The sequence below is a fragment of the Pedococcus sp. 2YAF34 genome (assembly GCF_052114585.1).
GTDB lineage: Bacteria > Actinomycetota > Actinomycetes > Actinomycetales > Dermatophilaceae > Pedococcus.
Window position 1 is genome coordinate 105,608 of sequence record NZ_JBFRFA010000009.1, and the last position, 22,020, is coordinate 127,627.

The 22,020-nt window shown below is 72.8% G+C and carries 19 protein-coding genes, 2 pseudogenes and 1 riboswitch; of the genes and pseudogenes, 12 read left to right on the forward strand and 9 right to left on the reverse strand.

Features of this window, described 5'->3' with window-relative positions:
• Nucleotides 1–81: 81 nt before the first annotated feature.
• Nucleotides 82–717: a TetR/AcrR family transcriptional regulator gene (locus tag AB4Z02_RS07350; protein WP_441970197.1), complete on the reverse strand. Its 636-nt coding sequence runs from the start codon at nt 715–717 to the stop codon at nt 82–84.
• Nucleotides 718–900: 183 nt separating this feature from the next.
• Here AB4Z02_RS07350 and AB4Z02_RS07355 point away from each other — a divergent pair, with 183 nt between their 5' ends.
• Entirely contained in the window at nt 901–1,842 is a 942-nt protein-coding gene (locus AB4Z02_RS07355) for a PAC2 family protein (RefSeq protein ID WP_056883791.1), read from the forward strand.
• Between the two features lie 70 nt (nt 1,843–1,912).
• Here AB4Z02_RS07355 and AB4Z02_RS07360 read toward each other — a convergent pair whose 3' ends face one another.
• The gene (locus AB4Z02_RS07360) at nt 1,913–2,716 is read right to left on the reverse strand and encodes a DUF1206 domain-containing protein (protein WP_082590481.1); all 804 of its coding nucleotides are present in this window, start codon (nt 2,714–2,716) and stop codon (nt 1,913–1,915) included.
• Nucleotides 2,717–2,865: 149 nt separating this feature from the next.
• Nucleotides 2,866–4,551 (reverse strand): DNA polymerase, encoded by a 1,686-nt coding sequence (locus tag AB4Z02_RS07365; protein ID WP_441970198.1) that lies wholly within the window; start codon nt 4,549–4,551, stop codon nt 2,866–2,868.
• 218 nt (nt 4,552–4,769) lie between these two features.
• Here AB4Z02_RS07365 and AB4Z02_RS07370 point away from each other — a divergent pair, with 218 nt between their 5' ends.
• The gene (locus AB4Z02_RS07370; protein WP_441970199.1) at nt 4,770–6,284 is read left to right on the forward strand and encodes a S8 family serine peptidase; all 1,515 of its coding nucleotides are present in this window, start codon (nt 4,770–4,772) and stop codon (nt 6,282–6,284) included.
• Nucleotides 6,285–6,403: 119 nt separating this feature from the next.
• On the opposite strand, the gene AB4Z02_RS07375 is transcribed toward AB4Z02_RS07370, so the two are convergent.
• Together AB4Z02_RS07375 and AB4Z02_RS07380 are read right to left on the reverse strand one after the other, a co-directional pair.
• Entirely contained in the window at nt 6,404–6,868 is a 465-nt protein-coding gene (locus AB4Z02_RS07375) for a SufE family protein (protein WP_056883794.1), read from the reverse strand.
• Complete coding sequence (locus tag AB4Z02_RS07380; protein ID WP_441970200.1) at nt 6,865–7,776, reverse strand: sulfurtransferase; 912 nt, start codon at nt 7,774–7,776, stop codon at nt 6,865–6,867. The genes AB4Z02_RS07375 and AB4Z02_RS07380 overlap by 4 nt, the downstream gene beginning before the upstream one ends.
• 100 nt (nt 7,777–7,876) lie before the next feature.
• On the opposite strand from AB4Z02_RS07380, the gene AB4Z02_RS07385 reads away from it, so the two are divergent.
• The 6 genes from AB4Z02_RS07385 to AB4Z02_RS07410 all read left to right on the forward strand — a co-directional run bounded on the left by AB4Z02_RS07385 (nt 7,877) and on the right by AB4Z02_RS07410 (nt 14,206).
• Complete coding sequence (locus AB4Z02_RS07385) at nt 7,877–8,593, forward strand: EcsC family protein (protein WP_056883796.1); 717 nt, start codon at nt 7,877–7,879, stop codon at nt 8,591–8,593.
• Between the two features lie 169 nt (nt 8,594–8,762).
• On the forward strand, nt 8,763–9,176 hold the full coding sequence (locus AB4Z02_RS07390) for a YkvA family protein (protein ID WP_082590485.1): 414 nt from the start codon (nt 8,763–8,765) through the stop codon (nt 9,174–9,176).
• 205 nt (nt 9,177–9,381) lie between these two features.
• Entirely contained in the window at nt 9,382–10,488 is a 1,107-nt protein-coding gene (locus tag AB4Z02_RS07395; protein WP_441970201.1) for a DUF4192 domain-containing protein, read from the forward strand.
• Nucleotides 10,489–10,641: 153 nt separating this feature from the next.
• Nucleotides 10,642–10,752: riboswitch (SAM riboswitch) on the forward strand.
• 15 nt (nt 10,753–10,767) lie between these two features.
• Nucleotides 10,768–11,904: a homoserine O-acetyltransferase MetX gene (gene metX, locus AB4Z02_RS07400; protein WP_441970202.1), complete on the forward strand. Its 1,137-nt coding sequence runs from the start codon at nt 10,768–10,770 to the stop codon at nt 11,902–11,904.
• 70 nt (nt 11,905–11,974) lie between these two features.
• Nucleotides 11,975–12,376, forward strand: a complete 402-nt coding sequence (locus AB4Z02_RS07405) for a universal stress protein (RefSeq protein ID WP_056883799.1) — start codon at nt 11,975–11,977, stop codon at nt 12,374–12,376.
• A gap of 198 nt (nt 12,377–12,574) precedes the next feature.
• Complete coding sequence (locus AB4Z02_RS07410; RefSeq protein WP_441970203.1) at nt 12,575–14,206, forward strand: RNA polymerase sigma factor; 1,632 nt, start codon at nt 12,575–12,577, stop codon at nt 14,204–14,206.
• Between the two features lie 135 nt (nt 14,207–14,341).
• Here the strand turns inward: AB4Z02_RS07410 and AB4Z02_RS07415 are convergent, their stop codons facing one another.
• On the reverse strand, nt 14,342–15,025 hold the full coding sequence (locus AB4Z02_RS07415; RefSeq protein ID WP_082590487.1) for an FHA domain-containing protein: 684 nt from the start codon (nt 15,023–15,025) through the stop codon (nt 14,342–14,344).
• 43 nt (nt 15,026–15,068) lie between these two features.
• Nucleotides 15,069–16,103, reverse strand: coding sequence for a glycerophosphodiester phosphodiesterase (locus AB4Z02_RS07420; protein ID WP_441970204.1), 1,035 nt, complete (start codon nt 16,101–16,103; stop codon nt 15,069–15,071).
• Between the two features lie 357 nt (nt 16,104–16,460).
• On the opposite strand from AB4Z02_RS07420, the gene AB4Z02_RS07425 reads away from it, so the two are divergent.
• The 3 genes from AB4Z02_RS07425 to AB4Z02_RS07435 are packed head-to-tail and all read left to right on the forward strand — an operon-like array spanning nt 16,461 to nt 19,626.
• Nucleotides 16,461–17,360 carry an ATP-grasp domain-containing protein gene (locus AB4Z02_RS07425; protein ID WP_441970205.1) on the forward strand — a complete coding sequence of 300 codons (900 nt, stop codon included), beginning with the start codon at nt 16,461–16,463 and terminating at the stop codon, nt 17,358–17,360.
• A complete protein-coding gene (locus tag AB4Z02_RS07430; protein ID WP_441970206.1) occupies nt 17,357–18,178 on the forward strand; it encodes an ATP-grasp domain-containing protein in 822 nt (273 codons plus the stop codon). The genes AB4Z02_RS07425 and AB4Z02_RS07430 overlap by 4 nt, the downstream gene beginning before the upstream one ends.
• Nucleotides 18,175–19,626 carry a phosphotransferase family protein gene (locus AB4Z02_RS07435; RefSeq protein WP_441970207.1) on the forward strand — a complete coding sequence of 484 codons (1,452 nt, stop codon included), beginning with the start codon at nt 18,175–18,177 and terminating at the stop codon, nt 19,624–19,626. The genes AB4Z02_RS07430 and AB4Z02_RS07435 overlap by 4 nt, the downstream gene beginning before the upstream one ends.
• Nucleotides 19,627–19,653: 27 nt before the next feature.
• Here the strand turns inward: AB4Z02_RS07435 and AB4Z02_RS07440 are convergent, their stop codons facing one another.
• Together AB4Z02_RS07440 and AB4Z02_RS07445 are read right to left on the reverse strand one after the other, a co-directional pair.
• Nucleotides 19,654–21,627, reverse strand: a complete 1,974-nt coding sequence (locus AB4Z02_RS07440; RefSeq protein ID WP_200949244.1) for a serine/threonine-protein kinase — start codon at nt 21,625–21,627, stop codon at nt 19,654–19,656.
• A pseudogene (locus AB4Z02_RS07445) lies at nt 21,627–21,686 on the reverse strand (hypothetical protein); the annotation flags it as partial. The gene AB4Z02_RS07440 and the pseudogene AB4Z02_RS07445, both read right to left, overlap by 1 nt.
• 22 nt (nt 21,687–21,708) lie before the next feature.
• On the opposite strand from AB4Z02_RS07445, the pseudogene AB4Z02_RS07450 reads away from it, so the two are divergent.
• Nucleotides 21,709–22,020: pseudogene (locus AB4Z02_RS07450) on the forward strand (hypothetical protein); the annotation flags it as partial.

Below are 22,020 nucleotides of genomic sequence, written 5' to 3' on the forward strand. Positions count from 1 at the left end.
TGTCCTAGGTGTGTGGGTGGAGCGGGATGAGTGGGGTTGGGGCCGGGTCGGGTCGTGCGGGCCCCGTACGGGTCGGGTGGTTCAGTCGCGCTGCACCGTGGCCGCGCATGCCGGGAGGACGACGCTGTCCACCAGGGTGACGAGGCGGTCCTGCGACGGGTGCGAACCCGTGAGCATCGCCTCGTGGATCGAGATGGCCGGCAGCAGGCGCGCCAGCAGGTCGAGGTCGGCCCCGAGGCCGACCTCACCGCGCTGCTGGGCAGCGCGGAAGACGTGGACGGCCGCGACCATCTTGGGGGCGATGAGCCGCGTCATGATCGCGTCGTGGAGCTCGCGGTCGCGGTGCATCGCGTTCATCAGCGACCCGAAGACCTTGACCGGCTGGTCGTCGGCGAGACCACCCTTGGCGCAGGCCTGGGAGATGAGGTCGCCGCGCAGGGTCCCGGTGTCGGGGAAGCGGTCGGCCTCGACGCCGAGCATGAGCTCGAGGGCGTCGACGACCAGGTCGACCTTCGCAGGCCAGCGGCGGTACAGGGTCGCCTTGGACGCCTTGGCGGCACCGGCCACCGCGTCGAAGCTGAGCTTGTCGTAGCCGAGCTCGACGAGGGTCTCCAGCGTCGCCTCGAGGATCTCGCGCTCCCGCTCGCCCTCGACGCGTGGCCGGGAGCGCACGGGCTCCTCGGTCGCGGAGGAGGTGGTGGCGGAGGGGGGAGTCACGGGAGGCCTTCTGTCGATGGTACGAAACTGTTTCGTTTCATCCGAACCATACGACGCGGCCCGGCATTCCCGCAACGCAGTTCGGGACCTACCGTCCCCGGTGGATCCGGCCGCAGGAATCCCCTGTCATGCTGAGGCGTTGGGACTGTGGAACGACCGAGAACCACCACCGCTGGAGTCATCGTGCTGAACCCATCCGAGCTCTACCACTTCGAGACCGACACCGACCCGCAGGAGCTGCGCGCGTCCGTCATGCTCGTCGCGCTGGGCGGCTTCATGGACGCCGGCCACACCCAGCGCCTCCTCACCGACCACCTCCTGGCCTCGGGGGAGTCCACCGTGGTGGCGTCCTTCGACGCGGACCAGCTCGTCGACTACCGCGCCCGCCGCCCCGCGATGGTGTTCGACGCCAACCGGTGGATCAGCTACGACGACCCGTGCCTCGCCCTGCACCGGCTCACCGACCGTGACGGCACGCCGTACCTGCTCCTCACCGGTCCCGAGCCCGACTTCCAGTGGGAGCGCGTGGTCGAGGCGGTCCGCCAGCTCGTCGTGCTCCTCGGCGTCGACCTGGTCGTGTCGGCCCACGGCATCCCCATGGCCGTGCCCCACACGCGCCCCATCGGGCTCACCTCGCACGCCACCGACCCGCGGCTGGTTCCCTTCCAGGACAACCCGTTCGGCCGCGTCGAGGTCCCCGGCAGCCTGGCCTCGCTGCTGGAGCTGCGGCTCGGCGAGTCGGGTCACGACGCCCTCGGCTTCGCGGTGCACGTGCCCCACTACCTCGCCCAGGCGGAGTTCGCGGACGGTGCCGTCACCGCGCTCAACGCGGTCGTGGCGGCCACCGGCCTCGACCTGCCGACCGACGACCTCGTGGCCCAGGCGGGGCTCAACCGGGCCGAGATCGCACGCGAGATCGAGGGGTCGGAGGAGGTCTCGCAGGTGATCGCCGCCCTCGAGCGCCAGTACGACACCTTCAGCGAGGGACGTCAGAAGCCGAGCCTGCTGGCCACCGACGTGAGCGAGCTGCCGTCGGCCGAGGAGATCGGCGCCGAGTTCGAGCAGTTCCTGCGCGACGTGTCCGACGAGGGCCCGTCGGCCGGTCCGGCTGGTCCCACCGCCTGACCCCGTCCGCACACACCGGAGCCGGGCCGCCCTGACGGGTGGTCCGGCTCCGTGTCGTGGTGGTCCCGGCTCAGACCTTGGCGTGCCTCGCCCGGGCGAAGCTGTAGAGGCCGAACGCGGCGAAGCCGAGCGCCATCACGACGAGCAGCGTCGTGCCGAACGGCTGGTCGCGCAGCGACTTCAGGGCGCCGTCGAGGCCGCTGGCCTCCTTGGCCTTCTTGTGCAGGCCCGCGGCGACGAACAGGATGCCGACGATGGCGAGGGCGACGCCCTTGGCGATGTAGCCGACCTGTCCCGCCCGGGTGGCCCAGGTGCCGGGGTGGCTCTCCAGGTCCTGCAGGAACTTCTTCTTCGCGCCCTTGTAGACGTGGTACGCACCGACACCGATGACGACGAGCCCGACGATGACCACGAGGATCCGGCCGCCCGGCTTCTGCAGCAGGCTTGCGGTGAAGTCGATGCTCTGGCTGCGGCTGTTGCTGCTCGACTTGCCGCGGGCGAAGCCGAACGCCGACCAGGCCAGCGCGAGGTAGACGACGGCCTTGCCGCCGGCCTTGGCCCGACCGCCCCAGGCGTCCGCGTCGTCACCGGGGTGGCCGACGATGGCGTCCGCGACCTGCCACAGGGCCAGCCCGACGAACCCGACGACGCCGATCCACAGGAGCGCCTTGCCGAGGCCGTTGCCCGCCAGCGAGGCCAGGGCGCCGCTCTGGTCGGCGTTCTTCCCACCCCCGCCGAACGCGACCTGCAGCGCGATCCACCCGATCAGCAGGTGGAGCAGGCCGCTCGTGGCGTAGCCGACCCGGGCGAGGCCCTCGATGGCCGGGTGGTCCGAGGCCTCCGAGGCCGCCTGCTTGACGTCGTTGCCATCCATGGGGGACACCTAACCACCAAACGCCGCAGGTCACGGCCGGCTCGGCCGAAGGTCCGCCACAATCCTCGCCGCCAGTCCGGCCAGCGGTGCGGCCGCCGGTCCAGGCCGTCAGTCCAGGCCGTCCGGTCCAGGCCGTCCGGTCCAGGTCCTCAGTCCTTGGCCTCGGACCACCGGTGGATGACCGAGGCGTCGGCGACGAAGCGGACCTGCGTCGAACCCGTCCACCGGCGGGCGCTGTCCTCCAGGGCGGTCGCCACCCGCCGCATCGTCTCCTCGGCGTGCTCCTGCGGCACGTGGACGAGCAGCTCGTCGTGCAGGCACAGCACGATCTGCGCGCCGAGGTCGCGGGTCGTCGCGCGGACCGTCGCAGCCCAGGCCTTGAACAGCTCGGCCGCGCTGCCCTGGATGACCGCGTTGCGCGCGAACCTGCCCCGCGCCGAGTCGTACGCCGCCGCACCCTCGGCCGGCACGTCGGCCAGGACCGTGTCGAGCCGGATGAGGCGGCCGCCATAGGTGCGCAACGGTTCTCGACGCACCCCTGCGGCATACGCCTGGTCGAGGAAGCCCATCGCGACCGGGTACGCGCGCTCGAGCCCCTTGAGCGCCTCGCCGGCGGCGCCGCTGCGCTGGCCGTACATCGCCGCGAGGACGGCGACCTTCGCGACGGGGCGCTCGACGCCGAGGGTGGCGGCCACCGGGGCGTAGAGGTCGTCGGCGCGGGTCGCGGCGGCGAACGCGCCGTCGCCGGCGACGACGGCGAGCACCCGTGGCTCGATCTGGCCGAGGTCGGCGCGGACGAGGACGTGACCCGGGTGGGCGGCCACCGCCGGCCGTAGCGCCGTAGGAAGGTTGTGCAGCCCGTTCTGCGCCGTCATGCGTCCGGCGGCACCGTCGCAGGCCGACCACCCGCCGCGGAGCCGGTCGTCGGGACCGACGTGGGCGTCGAGCCAGTGGTGGCCATAGGTCGTCGCGATGCGCTCGGCCTTGCGCCACTCGAGCAGGGCCCCGACGACGGGGTGGGTGTCGCGGAACGGCTCGAGCACCCACTTGCGCGTGTTGGGGACGACGACGCCGACCGAGGCCAGGAGCTCGCGGACCTGCACCGGGTTGCGCAGGTCGGTGGACCCTCGTCCCGGCGCGTGCGCCAGGACGGCGGCGTCACGCTCGGCGCGGATCCGCCTGGCGTCCGCCTCGTCGACGGGGCGGCGCCCCGCGCTCGCGGTGATGAGCTGCTCGGCTGCCGCCCGGTCGATGGGCAGCCCGTCCCTCTCCAGCTCCACGCAGAGGTAGGCCGCGGCGGACTCCGAGTGGGCCGCGGCGAGGCTGCGCGGCCCCACGTCCGAGAGTGCGGCCGCCTGCGCCACGGCACAGTCGAGGGCCGCCTGTCCCCAGGCCAGGAGCGCGTCGTCGGTGGGGCGCCAGGACGTGGTGCCGGCGTCCGCGACGAGGTAGCCGTCCGGCCGGACGACGGCGTCGCCGGGCGCGTCGTCCGCGGCGTGGAAGTCGAAGAGGTCGCCCCGCGACGGAGCCGGTATCCCGCCGGGGTCGAGCCCCTGCGCCGTGGCCCACGCGAGCGGCGGGGCAGCCTCCCACCCGCCGGCGAGCAGGCGGTGGGCCTCGGCGACGTCCCAGCACCGGGCGACCGGCACCCCCGCGGCGACCAGGGCCACCGCGTCCCGCGCCGCCGCCCACCACACCAGCCGCGCACCGGAGGCGGCGAGCGCGCCCGCCCTCGCGACGGCCTGCTGCGTCGGCAGGCACTCGCGGACCCCGTCACCCACGACGGCGGTCCGGCCGTCCGGGGCCGCGACGACGGCGACGAGGGGCTGTGGCATGGCAGGGCCATCCTGTCAGGCGGTCCCGACGGGCCGCCGTCCCGTACGCGGTCATGACGGCTCGCCGTCCGCGTCCCGGCGCGTCCCGGGCCCCGGCGCGGGCAGTGAACAAGTGAAGGGTCGCCAAGGCCCCGTTGGCCGACGGGATCGGGCACAGTGCCAAGACGTGCCCCACCGCAGGGTACTGGCAGCAAACCCCCACACCAGGAGGACAAACCATGACCTATCGCCCCCACCGCCTGCGCGGCGTGGCGTTCGCCGCGTCGGGCGCCCTGCTCGCGGCCACGATGATGGTCGCCGGGACGGCGGCCGCGTCGACGACCGCCCAGGACGCCTCGACCCCCGTGCCGGTGTCGACCCCCGACGGCTACCTCATGAGCTACGTCGTCAACGCCAAGGTCGCCAACCCCGGCCAGACCCGCCTCGTCGAGCGCGCCGTGCAGGCCTCCGGTGGGGTGGTGGTGCAGTCGTGGCCCGAGATCGGCGTGGTCGTGGCCCACTCCGACCGCCAGGCCTTCCGCGCCGACGTGGTCAGGAACGGCGGCAACGCCGTCGAGTCCGTGGCAGCGACCCGCACCGCCGCCGTCAGCGAGGGCACGCCCACCGACCTCAGCCCGTCCTGGGGCGGGGGCGCCTCCGGCTACCAGGAGGGGCACGCCAAGCCCGCGAACGGTGACCTCTCCACCGGCGACGCCCGCCTCGACGCCGTGGTCGCCGACCCGCGCGAGGGCGAGCAGTGGGACAACGCCCAGATCAAGGCCGACCAGGCCCACCGCGTCACCGACGGGTCGCGGGACGTCCTCGTCGGCGTGCTCGACAGCGGCATCGAGGCCAGCCACCCCGACCTCGCCGCCAACGTCGACGCCGCCGACTCGGTCAACTGCACCGCCGCCGGCCGTCCCGACCTGACGGCGGGCGCCTGGTACCCCACCACCTCAGGACACGGCACCCACGTCGCCGGCACCATCGCCGCGGCCCGCAACGGCGTCGGCATCGTCGGGGTCGCCCCGAACGTGCGCCTCGCCTCGGTCAAGGTCGTCAACGACAACGGCTTCATCTACCCGGAGTACGCCATCTGCGGCTTCGTGTGGGCCGGCCTGCACAAGATGGACGTGACCAACAACAGCTACTACATCGACCCGATGGAGTTCTGGTGCGACGACCAGCCCGACCAGGCTGCGGTGCGCACCTCGGTCGAGCGGGCCGTGAGCTGGTCCACCAAGCAGGGTGTCGTGCACGCCGCGGCCGCCGGCAACTCCGCCAAGGACCTGGCCAACAAGGCGACCGACACCGCGAGCCCCAACGACACCACGCCGATCGCGCGCTCGATCAACAACGGCTGCAAGGACATCCCGACCGAGCTGCCGGGTGTCGTGACGGTCTCGGCCACGACGCAGTCCACCTCGTTGGCGTCGTTCTCCAACCGCGGTCTCGGCGTGATCGACGTGGCTGCCCCGGGCCGGTCGATCCTGTCGACCTACCCGGGCGGCACCTACGCCAAGCTCAGCGGGACCTCGATGGCCTCGCCGCACGTCGCGGGGGTCCTGGCCCTGATGAAGTCGTCGCACCCGTCGTGGACGCCGGCCCAGCTCATCGACGCGCTGCGCGCCCAGGCCGACGACCACGTCTGCGCACCGGCCGAGAACAACGGCGGCCCCGCCTGCACCGGTCCCGTCAAGGACAACAGCTACTACGGCCAGGGCATCGTCGACGCCCTCGACGCGGTGGGCTGAGCCTCGAGGACCGTCACCCCGTACGGCGCGAAGCCGCGGTCCCCGGGAGGGGGCCGCGGCTTCGTGGTGCCCGGGCGCCGTATCCATAAGTGGGAGCGGTCGGCGAGCGAGAAGTGTTGCTACGACTGCGACTTCAGCGCAACCTGGCGCTTGATCCGGTTGAGCATCCCCACCATGCCGCGCAGACGCAGCGGCGAGACCGCCTCGCCGAGGGAGAACTGGTACGGCGCGACCTCGGGTACCGCGAGCACCTCCTCGACGGTCAGCCCGTCGAGCCCCTCGTGCAGGATGCCCGCGAAGCCGCGCGTGGTGGGTGCCTCCGGCGGCGCGGAGAAGAAGAGGTGCACCGGGCGTCGACCCGGCTCGTCGGCGGGCTCGTCGGCGACCTCGACGGCCAGGAAGATGGGCGACTGGCACTCGTGCACCTGCTCCATCGCGTCGAGCGACCCGGCATACCGCTCCGGCAGCTCGGGGAGGCCCTCGCTGAACTCGAGCAGCAGCTGCAGCCGCTCGGGGGCGGTCAGCTCGGCGAAGTCGTCGGCGATCTCGCGCAGCGCGGCCGGCAGCTCGACGGTGTCGGTCACTTCGGGGCTCCCTGCTCGACCGGCACGCGCACCGAGTTGCCCCACTCGGTCCACGAGCCGTCGTAGTTGCGGACGTCGTCGAAGCCGAGCAGGTGGGTCAGGACGAACCAGGTGTGCGACGAGCGCTCACCGATGCGGCAGTAGGCGATCGTGGCGTCAGAGGGGGTCAGGCCCTGCTCGGTGAGGTAGATGGCTTCGAGGTCCTCGCGGGACTTGAAGGTGCCGTCGTCGTTGGCCGCACGGGCCCACGGGACCGACCGGGCGCCGGGGATGTGGCCGCCACGCATCGCCCCCTCCTGCGGGTAGTCGGGCATGTGCAGCAGCTCACCGCTGAACTCGCCGGGGGAGCGGACGTCGACGAGCGCGCCGCCGAGGTGGGCGAGGACGTCCTCCTTGAAGGCCCGGATGGGGGCGTCGTCGCGCTCGACGACCGGGTAGGGAGCGCGGGCGGAGGTGTCGACCGCCGGCACCTCCCTGGTCAGCTCGCGGCCCTCGGCGACCCACTTGGCGCGGCCGCCGTCGAGCAGGCGCACGTCCTCGTGGCCGAACAGGCTCATCACCCACAGGGCGTAGGCGGCCCACCAGTTGTTCTTGTCGCCGTAGATGACCACGGTGGTGTCGCGGCCGACGCCGCGGGCGGTCATCACGGCGGCGAACTGCTCGGGGTCGACGTAGTCGCGGACCACCGCGTCGTTGAGGTCCTGGTGCCAGTCGAGCTTGAGGGCCCCGGGGATGTGCCCGGTGTCGTAGAGCAGGACGTCCTCGTCGGACTCGAGCACGACGATGCCGTCGGGGGCACCGACACGGTCCGCCTCGATCTGGCCCGCGAGCCACTCGGTCGACACCAGGCGCTCGGGGTGCGCGTAGCCGTCGGAGGAGCTGGTGGTCGGGTCGGTGTGCTCAGCCATGCACCCAAGGCTAAACCTGCTGGTCACGCCCCCCTCTGGCAGGATGGCGCGGGAGGGTGGCCGGCCGGCCGCCCCGGGCGACGACGGCAGGGAGAGACGCGTGGGTTTCCTCGGGTTGGGCACGGACGACGCGCAGGTCAAGCCGGCCTCGGCGCTCGAGCAGGCCAGGGCGGGACGCGAGGACACCGGCGTGATCTCCGGCGCCGTCACGGGCCTCGTGGAGCAGCTGCTCGACCTCGGGATCGACGGCAAGGGCCCCTTCGACTCGGCCCAGAAGGTCGCCGACGTCAAGCGCGCCGAGCGGCCCGACGCGGAGAACGCCGTCGACGCCGTCGTGCAGGCCCACCTCAAGCTCGCTGCCGCCGGTGGCTTCGTCACAGGGCTCGGCGGGTTCATCACGCTGCCGGTCGCGCTGCCGGTCAACGTCCTCGAGTTCTACGTCGTCGCGACGCGCACGGTGGCGGCGATCGCCTCGTTGCGCGGCTACGACATCAAGCAGCCCGAGATCCGCTCGGCGGTCCTGCTCACCCTCGTCGGCGCCGACGCCGACGACCTGCTCAAGAAGGCCGGGGTGATGAGCACGGGGCGGTTGTCCAACCTCGCGGCCCAGCGCCTGCCCGGGCCGGCGCTCATGGTCGTCAACAAGGCCGTCGGCTTCCGGCTGCTGTCGACCGCGGGCAAGAAGACGCTCACGCGGTTCGGCAAGGGCGTGCCGGTCATCGGCGGTGTCGTCGGTGCAGGCCTCGACACCTACCTGCTCAAGCGGATCGCCGACCACGCCCGGCACGAGTTCCCGCCCCGCGCGACCGGGTACTGACCCGCCGGGCGAACGGAGACCCGCGGCCGGACCGCTCGCGCCGCGGTGGGAACCCGGCAACCGGGCAACCGGGGAACCGGGGAACCGCGGGAATCGCCGGGACGTCCACGTCGTTGGAACCCTGTTCGGGTGCACCCGCACCCGCACCACCGGAACTGAGGAGACGACCATGGCCGTGAACCGCTGGGGAGCCCTGCGCACCATCGCCTCGGCCCTGCGCACCGCGCTGCGCCCGGGCACCCCGTCGATGGGGGAGCGCGCGGCCAGCGTGCCGCGCCTGCTGCGCGCCACCTTCCGCGGCGAGTACACAGGGACCACCCGCGGGCGCCTGCTGATGATCGCCGCCGCCGTCGCGTACGTGGTGTCGCCCATCGACGTCGTGCCCGAGGCGTTCCTGTCCGTGCTCGGCCTGGCCGATGACGCGGTCGTGGCTTCGTGGATCGCCGCCGCCCTCGTCAACGAGACCGAGTCGTTCCTGCGCTGGGAGCGGACCGGAAGCCCCCTCTCCTCCGATTCCTTCGGCGGCTCGAGGGGCCGGCGGCGTGGGGCCGGGCGCACCGTGCCCGGCCACGTCGTGCGCTGAGTCCAGCCGCGTCCCTGAGTCCAGCCGCGTCGTGCGCTGAGTCCAGCCGCGTCCCTGAGTCCAGCCGCGTCGTGCGCTGAGTCCAGCCGCGTCGTGCGCTGACAGCATGCGCGGGTTGTCCACAGAGGCGCCGGCTCGCTGGGCTGGTCCACAGCCCTGAGCCAGGGGTCTCGTCCACCGCCACCGGAGTCGCGACGGTGGCTGCATGGAACCCATCAGGCTCGCTGGCCCCGCCGACGTCCTCGCCGTGCTGCCCTACCAGCTCGGCTACCACCCGAGCGACTCGTTGGTCCTCTGCGCACTGAGGGGCGGGCGCTTCGGGATGATCGAGCGGATCGACCTGCCGCCTCCCGAGCACCTCGACGAGGCGTGCACCTCGGTGGTGGCGCCCATGGTCCGCGAGGACCCGGACGGCGTGCTGCTGGTGGGCTACGAGACCGAGCAGGGTGCCTCGAGGGCGTTGTCCGACGCGGTGCGTGACGCCTTGGGCGACGCCGGCATCAGCGTCATCGACCGGATGGTGGTCCGCGACGGGTGCTGGTCCGCGCCGGACTGCCGTTCGGGGTGCTGCCCCGGGGACGACGACGCGCAGCCGGTGCCGCGCGACGTCCCGGCGCTCGCGGACTTCGTGGGACTGGAGGTGGCGCCGTTGAGCGCCCGGGACGACCTGGCGGCCCTGGTGCGCGGTGAGGGCCGCCTCGTGCCCGAGGTCGCAGCCCTGGTCGCTGACGGGGAGGGTGAGCGCGCCGCGGCCAGGCCGGACGGGCTCGGGCCGCGGGCAGTGGCCGTGCACCGACTTCGCCGACTCTCCACCTGGGCGGTCGTCCTCGACGTCGGGGTGGGAGCCAGAGCGGTGGAGTCGCTCACGGCGCGGGAGGTCGCCGACCTCGTCGACAGCCTGCTCGACGTCGGGCTGAGGGATGCCGTCATCGCCTGGCTCTGTCCGGGGACCCTCCCGCTCGAGCTGCTCCCGGACGACCTCGCCGACGCGGTGGCCACCAGCCTTCCTGCGGCGGTGTGGGCCGACCGTGCGGGCGGCGACGGCGCGTCGGTGGTCGCGGGCCGGCGGCTGCTGGCGCGGCTGCAGTGGGTGGTGCGATCGGTGCCCGACGACCTCGCCGCGCCGGTGCTGACGGTCCTGGCCAACTACGCGTGGTGGCTCGGCGACGGCGCGCTGACCCGGGTGGCGCTCGACCGGGCGCTGGAGCACGAGCCCGGCTACCGGCTCGCGCGGCTGCTCGAACGGATGGTCGACCTCGGGTTGCGCTCGCCGACGGAACCGGTGGGGCCGTCCACGGGCGTGCCCGCCTGACGGGGTGGTCCGGGTCTCGGTCGGCGTCCAGGGGGGGCCACCAGGGGGTGTCCTGAGGTGGGCCTCAGGACAGGTCAGAGAGGCGCTCCAGAGGAGCGGTCCAGTGTCCGGACGCGCCGGACGCCCGGGGGAGCGGCTCGTATGATGGGCCCAGGTGATGAGTCCCAGTGCCAAGCCCCGGCTTGCTGGGCGGCAACCCTCCTCGCGGTGGGGTGCCCCGGGTGAGGACCTGGCCGACCCTGTTCTGGGCGGCAAGCGCGATGCCCCAGGAGCACCACCATGACGACGACCTCCCGTCCGCCGACGACCTCTGGCGCCTGGCGACAGGGCGACCCTCCGGGACGGCGCCACTTCGTCGGCCTGGGGGCGGTCGAGCTCGAGCGCGGCGGGGTGCTGCCCGACGTCACCGTGGCCTACGAGACGTGGGGCGAGCTCAACGCCGCCGGTGACAACGCCATCCTCGTCGAGCACGCGCTCACCGGCGACGCGCACGTCGTCGGCGAGGCGGGTCCGGGCCACCCGACGCCGGGGTGGTGGGACGGCCTGGTCGGGCCGGGGCGCCCGCTCGACACCGACCGGTGGTTCGTCGTCGCCTCCAATGTCCTCGGCGGCTGCCAGGGCACGACGGGTCCGTCGTCCGCGGCGCCGGACGGCCGGGCGTGGGGGAGCAGGTTCCCGTTCGTCACCGTCCGCGACCAGGTGCAGGTCGAGACCCTCCTCGCCGACCGGCTGGGTATCGAGCGGTGGCACCTCGTGCTGGGCGGATCGATGGGCGGCATGAGGGCCCTGGAGTGGGCCGTCACCCACCCCTCGCGGGTGGACCGGGCCGTGGTGCTCGCCAGCACGGCCTACGCCACTGCGGAGCAGATCGCCTGGTGCCAGGCCCAGCTGCTGGCCATCCGGTCCGACCCGCACTACCGGGGGGGCGACTACTACGACGAGCTCGCGGGCCCGGACGCCGGCCTGGGCATCGCGCGCCGGATCGCCCACGTGACCTACCGCAGCGAGCTCGAGCTGCACGAGCGGTTCGGTCGCGAGCCCCAGGGTGAGGAGGAGCCGCTGGGCGGGAGCGGGCGCTATGCCGTCGAGTCCTACCTCGACCACCACGCGGGCAAGCTCGCGGGCCGCTTCGACGCCAACTCCTACCTCGTCCTCACCGAGGCGATGAACTCACACGACGTCGGCCGTGGGCGCGGCGGCGTGGACGCCGCCCTGGCCCGCGTGACCGCCGACGTGGTCGTGGTGGCCGTCGACTCCGACCGGCTCTACCCACCGCGGCTCTCCCGGGAGATCAGCGACGGCGTCGCCGGGGCCACGCTGCACACCGTGCGGTCCGACTACGGCCACGACGGGTTCCTCATCGAGCTCGACCAGGTGGGCGCCGTCATCGAGCGCGTGCTCACCTCTCCTGCCTGACCTCGGGTTTTCCGATAGCGTCTGTGCCGCGCGGCCCCTGCCGCGGACGTCGACGAACGAGGAGGTTCCCGTGGCCATCGTTGTGGGGTATGTCCCGACGAAGGAAGGGCGTGCGGCGCTGCGGCGCGCGGCGGACGAGTCGCTGTTGCGCAAGTCCAAGCTCATCGTCATCAACTCCCAGCGTGGTGGGCGGGACTTCGACGCGCAGGAGGCGCAGCGCTTCGAGACCGAGCTGACGCGCATCCAGTCCGAGCTCGACGGCGAGGGTCTCGAGCACGAGGTGCGCCAGCTGGTGCGCGGCAACGAGCCCGCCGAGGACCTCATCGCCGTCGCCGAGGAAGAGCAGGCGGAGTTCATCGTCATCGGCCTGCGCCGGCGCACGCCGGTCGGCAAGCTCATCCTGGGCTCCAACGCGCAGCGCATCCTGCTCGACGCGTCGTGCCCCGTGCTGGCGGTCAAGGCCGACGCCTGAGCGGTTCCGCGCCGATTTCGAGCACGGATGCAAGTTTGCGGGGCATCTCGTTTTACAATGTCCGGAACGAGGTCGCGCAAGGGTCAGCAACGCGCGGTCTTGGCAATACTTCCGCTCCCGCAGTTGTTGTCCCAGGCGTGTCCGATCACGCCTGTGATGGCGTGCGCCGTGCCGCGATCCCGCGACGAAAGGTAGTCCGTGTCGCCTGTGTCCAAGAAGGCTGCGAGCCCCGCTCCGTCTCTCCCCGCCGAGTTCTCCCACCCTGCGCTGCAGCAGCTGCTCATGCAGGGCCGCACCAACGGCTCTGTCGACAGTGGTGCGCTGCGTGAGGCCCTCGAGGGGGCCGAGGTGGCTCCCAAGCGGATGAAGGCGGTCCTGCGCTCCCTGGACGAGCAGGGCATCACGGTCACCCTCGACGCCGCCACCGCCAGCCGCGCCGTCGCAGCGACCACCACGCGGCGTACCGCCACGGCCACGGCCAAGAAGGCCGCCAAGCCGGCTGCGAAGAAGGCCGCTGCGGGCACCCCGGCCGCCAAGACCGACGCGCCGGCAGCCAAGACCGCTGCGAAGTCCGCCGCCAAGCCGGCCACCAAGACCGTGGCCAAGGCGACCACGACGAAGAAGGCGGCAGCTGCCGCGGCCGAGCCCGCCAAGCCCGCCACGAAGAAGGCTGCGGCCAAGGCGACCGCGGCCAAGGCCGGCCCCCAGGACGACCAGGTCAAGGGTGGGGCCGACGACGCCGACGAGGAGGACGCCGAGCCCACCGACGTCGTCGAGTCCGAGCTCGAGGACGTCGTGGTCGAGGACGAGACCGAGGACGCCACCAAGAAGGACACCGAGGAGGACGAGTCCTCCTCCGGGTTCGTGCTGCGCGACGACGACGAGGACGACGCCCCGGTCCAGCAGGTCGTGACCGCCGGCGCCACCGCCGACCCGGTCAAGGACTACCTCAAGCAGATCGGCAAGGTCGCCCTCCTCAACGCCGAGCAGGAGGTCGAGCTCGCCAAGCGCATCGAGGCCGGCCTGTTCGCCGAGGAGCGCCTCAACTCCGGCGACAAGATCGACATGAAGCTCAAGCGCGAGCTGTGGTGGATCGCCCAGGACGGCAAGAAGGCCAAGAACCACCTGCTCGAGGCCAACCTGCGCCTCGTGGTCTCCCTCGCCAAGCGCTACACCGGTCGCGGCATGCTCTTCCTCGACCTCATCCAGGAGGGCAACCTCGGCCTGATCCGTGCGGTCGAGAAGTTCGACTACACCAAGGGCTACAAGTTCTCGACGTACGCGACGTGGTGGATCCGCCAGGCGATCACCCGCGCCATGGCCGACCAGGCCCGCACCATCCGCATCCCGGTGCACATGGTCGAGGTCATCAACAAGCTGGCCCGCGTGCAGCGCCAGATGCTGCAGGACCTCGGGCGCGAGCCCACGCCGGAGGAGCTCGCCAAGGAGCTCGACATGACCCCGGAGAAGGTCGTCGAGGTCCAGAAGTACGGTCGCGAGCCCATCTCCCTGCACACGCCCCTCGGCGAGGACGGCGACAGCGAGTTCGGTGACCTCATCGAGGACTCCGAGGCCGTCGTGCCCGCCGACGCCGTGAGCTTCACGCTCCTGCAGGAGCAGCTGCACTCGGTGCTCGACACCCTCTCCGAGCGTGAGGCCGGTGTGGTCTCGATGCGCTTCGGCCTCACCGACGGACAGCCGAAGACCCTCGACGAGATCGGCAAGGTCTACGGCGTGACCCGCGAGCGGATCCGCCAGATCGAGTCCAAGACGATGAGCAAGCTGCGCCACCCGAGCCGCTCGCAGGTGCTGCGCGACTACCTCGACTGAGCCGGTCGCGCCGGGTGCCCGGCGCAGACGAAGCCAGCAGAACAGGTCAGGCGCCCCTCGGGGCGCCTGGCCTGTTCCACGTCCAGCCGCAGCCACGGTCGCGGCCGCAGTCACGGTCGCAGTCGCCGGCCGGGTCTAGAGGTCGCGGCGGGTGACCAGGCCCAGGGCGAAGGCACGCTCGACGAGCTTCGCCCGCTTCTGGTTCTGGGGGAGGTCCTCGATGTGGAACTTCTGGAAGAGCGTGCGCAGCTGGGTCTTGACCGCGTCGACGCTCAGGAAGAGCTCGCCGGCGATCTGCAGGTTGGACGCCGGCGTGGCATACGCGCCCTCCTGCTTGTAGGGCCGGCACAGCGAGGTGAGGATGTTGCGCTGGGTGGGTGACAGCGACGCGGTCGTGAGGACCTCGGCCTGGACGCTGGTGAGCTGGGAGGTGCCGGCGCGGATGTCGCGGAAGCTGAACGAGGTGTCGCCCACCACGAAGGTGTCGCCGTCGTGCAGCCGTCGCCGACCGCTGACCCGCTCACCGTTGAGGAACGTGCCGTTGCGGGAGAGGCCGTCGTCCACGACCGTCCAGTGCTGTCCCACCCGGACCAGCTCGGCGTGCACGCGCGAGACGCTCTCGTCCCAGGGCACGCGCAGGTCGCACCCCGACCCGCGGCCGATGGTCACCGAGGTCACCGGCTCGAGGGAGACCACCTGCAGCGACCCCTCGTCGTCGCGGTAGAACAGGGCACAGCCCTGCGCCCACCCGACGTCGCCCAACCCCTGGGCCGGTGCGCCTGCGGTGGTTCCCCTGTCCGGTTCCGGCTCGTGCTCCATGAGACACCTCCCACGCCGTCCACGGTAGACCGCGGCTCCCGCCTCAGCACGCGGTTCCTCCAACCATCCCCAAGGCGGTCACCGGCGTGGAGCGGTCCAGCACGGTGCGCGCCGCGGCGACGTCGTCGGTGATCAGGGCGTCCACACCGAGGGACGCCACCTCGGCGAGCTCGGCACCGTTGACGGTCCACGCCGTGACGGAGATGCCGCGGTGGTGCGCCATCCGGACGACGTGCGGGGACTGGCGCAGCATGCGCAGGCTCAGGTGGGCCTCGTCGTGCCCCGCGTCGACGACCCGGCGCAGGACCGCCACCGCGGACTCGCCCTCGTGGCCCAGCAGCGCGGTGCGCAGCCGGCTGCCGAACACGGTCCGGCGGACGGCCCCGAGCAGGAGCGCGTCGAACGACGAGACCGTCACCCCCATCGACGTGCTGAGCGGGACGAGCAGGGCCGCCAGCGCGCGGGCGGTCCGGAACGCAGCCACCTGGTCGTCGACCGGCTTGGCCTCGACGACCACGTCGGTGGTGCCCCGGTCTGCGAGGGCGGACAGCACCTCGGACAGGGTGGCGAGCCGGCCGTGTGGGGTCGCGGCCCGGGCCACCAGCTCGGCTGCGGCGGTCCGGGCCACGACGAGCTCGCGACCGAGCGCCGTGGCGACCACCGCGTCGTGGCTGCAGACCAGGACACCGTCGGCGGTCAGGCGCACGTCGACCTCCACGCCGTCCGCGCCGTGGGCCATCGCACCCAGCACCGCGCCGACCGAGTTCTCGCGGCAGGTGGGGGAGCTGCTGCCGCGGTGACCGAGGACCAGCGGTGGTGCTCCCGGCGTCCGGCGCCGGTGCAGCGACGTGGTCCGGACCTGCGAGCGACCCCGCCCGCGCACCCCGGTCGACCAGGCCGACGTCCAGGCCGTCGACAAGGCCGACGACCGGGCCCGCGATCCGGCCAGCGATCCGGCCGGCGACCCGGCCGGCGACGGAGCCCCGCGACGTACGGCGTCACGGGAGGGAGCCGGCGAGGGCCGGGAGGCCACCACGCTGAGACCGGGCCTTCGCGGTGCTGTGTCCACGCTGCTCACCACTTCCTCGTCCGAGCGGCCGGCTGGCCGCACCACCGACCTTGCCCCGGGGTGCGGGCACCCGGAACGCACCGCAGGGGTGGCCCGGCCACGACGCAGGGGTGGGCCGGCCACACCCAGGGTGGACGCCGCCGAGCCTGTCGACCAGGCCACCCACCAGGCCGCCCACCAAGGGGTGGGAGCAGGCACACCTGCAGCGGCGGCGGCCCAGCCCTGGGGTGTCTGGGGAGGCGCGCTCGCAGGGGCCAGAGTCGGAGCACAGGCCAGCAAGGCCGACCCGACCACCCGGAGAAAGAGGCTCAGATGTCTGGTTCAGGCAGGAGCAGCACGGCAGTGCGAGGCAGCGTGTCCTCGGTCATGCAGACCGTCAAGGGACCGGCGCTCACCTCCCCGGCCCGGCTCTGCTTCATCGTCGAGGAGAAGTACGAGAACGACGTGATGCCGTCCGTCGTCGCCGACGTGCTCTCGAGCTGGGGACACGAGGTGGACGTCCTGCGTCCCCACGCGATGCTCGCCGACATCTCCGGCCTCACCGCGAGCCACGGCGCCTACGACGCCTACGTGCTCAAGACCGTGTCCTCGGGCCCCGGGCTGAGCATCCTCGAGGCCGTCGGTGCGGCCGGGCTGCGCACGGTGAACGACTACCGGGCCATCCGCCTCGCCCGCGACAAGGTCGTGGCGGCGAGCGTGGCCCGTGCTGCTGGAATCCCCTTCCCCGCAACGTTCTTCGCCTCACGGTCGGACCTGCTGCACCAGGTGCCCCGTGGACTGTTCCCGCTGGTGGTCAAGCCGAACAACGGGAGCTCGTGCGAGCGGATCGTGCGGGTCGACAGCCCCGAGCAGCTCGACGAGGTCGACCTCGACGACAGCGGCTACCTGCTGGTCCAGCCCTACCTGCCCAACCCGGGGCACGACGTCAAGCTCTACAACACCGGTGACGAGGTCTTCGCCGCCGTCCGCCAGTCGCCGCTGCACCGCTCGACGGAGGTGGTCGAGGAGCTGGTCCCCGTCACCCCCGAGCTGCGTGCCCTGACCCTGGCCGTCGGCGAGGCGTTCGGCCTCGACATCTACGGCCTCGACGTCGTGCAGACCCGCCACGGCTGGGTCGTCCTGGACGTCAACGACTTCCCGAGCTTCGGCGGCGTCCCGGACGTGGCGCGCAAGCTCGCACGCACCGTACTGCGCCTGGCTCGCCGCTCCGCGGCCGCAGCCCAGGACTCCGCACCCGTGTCGAACCTGATGGAGGCGTCAGCATGAGGATCTGCCTGTTGACCGGGCCGAGCACCAGCCCGGTCCTCACCTCGGTGATGGAGGTGCTCGCCGAGCGCCACACGGTCACCACGAAGGACGTCGAGTCGTCCGCCCCGGTGGACGACGAGCCCGGCGGCGTCGCCGACCTGTACCTGCTCAAGTCGCGGTCGGCGCGGGCGAGGACGATCGCGCGCCGGGCGCAGCAGCGGGGAGCGCTGGTGGTCAACAGCCCGGAGGCCACCGAGGCAGCGCTCGACCGGTGGGAGATGGCCGACCGGCTCGAGGCCCACGGCGTGCCCTCCCCAAGGTCGTGGCGCTGTGCCACGCTGGAGGAGATGTCCCTGGAGGCCGAGGCCGGCACGCTGCCGTGGCCGCTGGTCGTCAAGAGCCGCACCAGCCGCCGAGGTGACCTCGTGCGCCTCGTGCGCGACGTGCATGAGCTGCGTGCACTGCTGCCCCAGTGGGGCCAGGAGCCGGTCATCGCCCAGGAGTACATCGACAACGACGGCTACGACGTCAAGTTCTGGTTCATCGGCGGACACCTCTCGGCAGCGCGACGCGCCGCGGCGCTGGAGGTGTGCGACAAGTCCCAGGACGTGGCGCTCGGCGCGTCCGACCTCCCGGCAGCCTGGTCCCACGCGGCCTCTGCGGCAGGAGCGGCGCTCGGCCTCGACCTCTTCGGCGCAGACGTCGTGGTCAAGGACGGCCGGCCCTTTGTCATCGACGTCAACGCCTTCCCGGGCTTCCAGGGGGCGCACCGCCCCGTGGAGAGCCTGGTCGCCCACCTCGAGTCCCTCGACACCACCAGGAGGATCGCGTCATGACCACCACCACCACCACCACCAACACCTCGTGGCCCACGCCGGTCGGCGTCGCCGCCCTGCTCGACGACGTGCTGCACACCGACCCGGCCCACCCGCGTCCGGCACTGCGCTACCTGCGGCGCAAGCCGGGGCGAGGGCTGGTGGCGGTGTACGGCGACGCCAGGGAGGAGATGTACACGGTCACCGTCGACGAGACCGCCGCAGCGGGGCACCAGACGGCCGCACCAGGACACGAAAAGGCCACGACAGGAAGGGTTTCCGCGGTGAGTGTCACCGCCGATCCCACCTACCTCGCCGACGCGGACGGCAGCGTCGTGCACATCGACCGGCTGGGCGTGACGATCCAGCGCTTCCCCCACGACGAGCGCCTGCCCGGTCTGGAAGCGGCCGTGCACCCGGTCCCCGGAGACCCGGTGTGGACGGCCCTGGCCGCAGTGCTCAGCGCCGACGGATCCGAGGAGGTCGAGCTGCGAGCGGTGTCGGCAGTTCCGTTGCGCTACAAGCCGGGCGACCGTTGCGTGCTCCGCTACCGGCTGGAGGGACAGGGCTCCGCCGGAGGGCGGTTCACGGGCTCGGTCATCGGCAAGCTCTACCGCACCGTCGAGCAGGCCCACGACGCCACGACCCTGGCGGAGCGGCTGTGGTCGCTGCAGGGCGACCGGCCGTGGGCCCCGCGCCCGCTGGGGTCGGTCGACCCGCTGCCGCTGGTGCTGACCGAGGACCTCGGCAGTGCCTCGGACACGCCACCCACGGTGATGGGCACCGAGGTGGTCCGGATGGGGGCGGTCTCGGCCCACGCGGCGGTCGAGGCTGCTGCCGCGGCGCTCGCCGACCTCCACCTCGGTGGCACCGCCCAGCCCGAGACCCCGCAGCGCACCGGCGCCCAGGAGGCGGTCAAGGCCGTCAACCGAGCGGCCAGCATCGGGCGGTACGTGCCCGAGCTGGCGGACCGGGCGGCAGCTCTGGGGCGCGCCGTCCGCGCCGCGCTGGAGAGCTCGACACCGCAAGGGTTCCGGCCCTCCCACGGCTCGTACAAGCCGAGCCAGCTGCTCCACCGCGACGGTGCGGTGCTCCTCGTCGACTTCGACCAGTTCTGCCTGGCCGACCAGGCCCTGGACCTCGGCTACTTCCTGGCCTACCTGCGTCCTCCCGGCCTCTGGTACCACCGCGCGGGCACCCGCGCGTGGTTCGAGGACGCCGCGGCGACCTTCCTGACGGCCTACGCGTCGGCGGCGAGGGCTCGGGGGATGGGCCAGGACGAGCTCGACGGGGCCCTGCGTCGCAGCCACGTCTACGAGGCGGCCCTGCTGCTCAAGATCGCGGCGCGGCGGCCCAACCGGCTGCACAGCGCCCGTCCGGGGGAGGTCCGTGCGCTGCTCGAGGAGGTCGCCGCCTGCCTCGATGAGGGCGCGGCGGTCGACAAGGCTTCGGCAGGCCGGCAGGGGTGACTGCAGGTCGGTATGGGGCAGGGCCCCTCAGCCGAGCAGCTTCACCGTGCCCAGCATGCGGTCGAAGAGCTGTCGTTGCTTGTCGACCTGCTGTGGCGGCGCGAGGAACGTCAGGACCAGCGTGCCCTTCGACGGCACCACCACGACGTCGAAGATCGCGTGGAGCGTGGTGTCGGGAGCCTGGACGTCCTTCAGGTCGCCCTCCAGCACGTAGCCGCGCAGCGTCCCGATCGTGGTGGGGGTCGGCGACGACAGCCCGCTGACGCTCGAGTTCTGCAGGCTCTGGCCGATCCAGTCCTGCAGGACGGTGCCGGTCGGTTCCAGCGGCGTCGTGCTGGATGTGGCGTAGAGGCCGATGGCGTCGGAGGGCGAGCTCCTGATGACATCGCGCGCGGCGCCCCAGCCGCCCTGTCCGGTGAACACGTCGGCGAGCTGGCTGGCCCTCGGCGCGAGCATGAACTCGTTGCCACTCGACGCCTTGCCCCAGGTGTCCGGGTGGTCGATGGAGAACCCGACGGCGGAGTCCTGGCTCGAGGCCGTGAACGTGATGAGCGCCTCCGGCTGCCTGGACCGCACGAGGTATGCCGCCGACGCGGCCACGAGCGCGAGCACCACGAGCAGCGCGGCGGGGAGCAGCCACCGGCGCCGCCCCCCGGTTGACCTCGCCGCTGACCCCCCGGCGGATCGGCGGGGACGCTGGGTGGCCGGCTCCGTGACAACTGCCTCGGCCGGGTCGCGCTCGGGTGCCTCGGCGTACGAGTCGTCGTAGGCGTCATGGTCCCCGTCCTGGTCCCCGTCCTGGTCGCCGTACTGGTCGCCGTACTGGTTCGCTTCCTGGGCCACGTCCTGGTCCACGGCGTCGTACCCCGGGAGGCCGCCGGTCTCGTCCGGGGCCTCCGGCGCCGCATACGCGTCGTCGCCGGGTCGGGGCCAGCGAGGTGGCTCCATCGCCCCGGGCGGCAGCGACGGGTGGGAGACCCAGCCCCGGGTGGCATCAGGGTCGACCGGGGGCGGGGGCGCCGTCTCGACGGGGAGCGGGGAGCCCGCCCGCTCCCTGGGCAGGCCGGCGAGGTCGGCGCCGGTGGCGCGGCGGTGCCGGGCCGCGGGGCGGGCCGAGGCGCTGTCGAGGCCGGCGAAGTCGGTGCCGGCCTCCAGCGCCTGCTCGAGGTCGCGCATGAGGTCGCTGCAGGAGTCGTAGCGGTCCTCGGGCGCCTTGGCCATGGCCCGGTTCACCACGTCGTCGACGGCGGGGGACAGGTCGGGGCGGGCGGCCGTGACGGGCGGAGGAGCCTCCACGAGGTGGGCCCACAGGACCGCGGCGTCGTCGTCACGGTTGAACGGCAGCTGGCCGGTGAGGCACTCGTACAGCACGCACCCGAGCGCGTAGGTGTCGGTCGCCGGGCTGAGCGGGCCGCCCTGGATCTGCTCCGGTGACACGTAGTCGACGGTCCCGAGGAAGTGCCCGGTGTCGGTGAGCGACCCCGACAGAGACGACGTGCGCTTCGTGAGGCCGAAGTCCGTCAGGTAGACGTGGTCGGGGCGGGCGTGGCCCGAGTGCTCGACCACCGAGCTCACGAGGATGTTGCCGGGCTTCACGTCCCGGTGGACGAGTCCGAGGAGGTGGGCGGCGTCCAGGGCGTCCCCGATCTGCACGAACAGCCGCAGCAGGCGGGCCTGGGACAGGCGCTGTTCGTGCGCGAGCACCGCCTTGAGGTCGCTGCCCGGGACGTAGCGCATGGCGATGAACAGGTGCCCGTCCGACTCGCCGGCCTCGTAGATGGGCACGATGTTGGGGTGGTCGAGCGAGGCCGCCAACCGGGACTCGCGGATGAACCGCTGCTGGAAGTGCTGGTTCTGGGCCAGGACCGGCGCGAGGAGCTTGAGCGCCACCTTGCGACCCAGGCGACTGTCCTCGGCCCGGTAGACGACGGCCATGCCTCCGCGGCCGATGACGGACTCGATGCGGTAGCCGGCGATCTCGGCGCCCGGCGCGAACTCCATCACGGGCTTCCCTGGCCCCCGGCCGGCGCGCCGCAGCGGCCGCAGAATCGGTGCCCTGCCGCGAGCCGTGCCCCGCAGGACGTGCAGAACCTCGCCGCCTGCGACGGTGCGGCCCCGGTGGCCGGGGCCCCACCCGTGAGCTGGTGGCCGGCCGAGGGGTTGCTGTTCACGGCACGTTGGGCGGTCGACGGCTGGTCCGTCGTGACCCGGCTGGGTGCGGGACGCTGCCTCGGGGAGCCGGTGGCCGTGGAGGGCGAGGGCGAGGGGGCGGGGGAGACCGAGGCGGAGACCGACGGGGTATGGCGCGCGGCCCCCGGGCCCGGCGCGGTGCTCGTCCCGGCAGGTGCACCGGGTGCACCGGGTGTGCCGGGTGCCCCGGGCGCGACGCCGGCG